Source organism: Actinosynnema sp. NPDC023658 (genome assembly GCF_040639995.1).
Lineage (GTDB): Bacteria > Actinomycetota > Actinomycetes > Mycobacteriales > Pseudonocardiaceae > Actinosynnema.
On sequence record NZ_JBFAAX010001266.1, the window covers coordinates 1 to 1433 of the forward strand.

Below are 1433 nucleotides of genomic sequence, written 5' to 3' on the forward strand. Positions count from 1 at the left end.
CGCCCCGTCCGCACGCCGGCCCTCCGCCCGCCCGCTCACCGGCGCACCGCCTGCCGCCGACCGGGCCGCGGGTCGCCGCGGGCCGTCAGATCGGATCGCGGCTCACCCGGCCACCTGCGAAACCACCCACGCGCCGAGCGGGGGGCGACAACTCTCCGATGTGGACTGTCGATCGTCCGATGTGCTGTTCCACAACCGGATTACCGCCGGTCCCGAGACCGCAAGTCGGGCTGCGAAGAGAGTTCGGCAACCCGAACGGTCCGGTGAGGACGGCCGCGCGCGGAACACGACGACGATTCGCCGCGTCACCAATGACCCTTCGGACGCCGACCGTGCGACCGGCCTGCCGACCAGACCCCACCGCCATCGGTCCGCGCGCACGTACGGGAGCAGAGCGGGCCTGCGAGAACACCCGCACCGAAGCCCTGCAGCCCACCCGCGGCAACCCGGTCGTCCGGCGCGATCCCGAGGCGGGTTCGGAGGCGGCACGGGCACACCCCACCCCACAGGCGATCCCGGAGCCGGGCACACTTGTCACACGAATGGGGGCACTGTAGCATAACAACGTTACACAAAGAATAACGGCGTTGTGCAACACTGTCAAGGTGAGTCCACGCAAGCTGGATCCCGAGACCCGTGCCGCACTCGTCGACATCGCGGCGAGGCTCCTGGCCGAACACGGCGCGGAGGCCTTGTCCACCAGGAAGATCGCGGCCGAGGCCGGCACGTCGACCATGGCCGTCTACACGCACTTCGGCAGCATGAGCGGCCTGGTGCGAGAGATGGTGCACGAGGGCTTCGCCCGACTGGAGCGCCAGTTCGCCAAGGTGCGCCAGACCGACGACCCGGTGGCCGACATGGCGGTGCTCGGCTACGCCTACCGGCAGAACGCCAAGGCGAACTCGCACCTGTACGCGGTGATGTTCGGTGGTCAGTCGCTGGCCGGGTTCTCCCTCACCGACGAGGACCGCCAGTACGGCCGGTACACCCTCATCACGGTCGTCGACTGCGCTACCCGCTGCATCGAGGCCGGCCGGTTCCGCGACAACGACCCGCTGCTGGTCGCCCACGAGATGTGGATAGCGACGCACGGCCTGGTCAACTTGGAGCTGGGCGGCTACCTGATCGACCCGGTCGACGCCGACCGCTGCTACGAGACGATCCTGAACAGCCTCCTGCTGGGCGTCGGCGACGACGTCAAGTCGGTGACCGCGTCCATGGCGGCCTCGAAGAGGCGCAGGCGGCGCGAGGTCGAGGCCGACCTGGAACCGGTCACGAGCCGGCCCTGACCACGTCCCCCGGCTCGGTCGGCGGGACGAACGGGCCCCAGGTGAACGCGGGCAGCCACCGGGTCGGGTCGTCGCTCCAGTCCAGCGCGGCGACCTGCTCCGCGCTGCGGCGCCCGGCCAGCGCGCGGTGGAGGTCGTGCCGCG

At 70.6% G+C, this 1433-nt stretch carries 1 protein-coding gene; it reads left to right on the forward strand.

The window, feature by feature from the left end; translation table 11 throughout:
* The first annotated feature begins 605 nt into the window (after positions 1–605).
* Positions 606–1289, forward strand: a complete 684-nt coding sequence (locus AB0G02_RS40130) for a TetR/AcrR family transcriptional regulator (RefSeq protein ID WP_360805760.1) — start codon at positions 606–608, stop codon at positions 1287–1289.
* Positions 1290–1433: the final 144 nt, after the last annotated feature.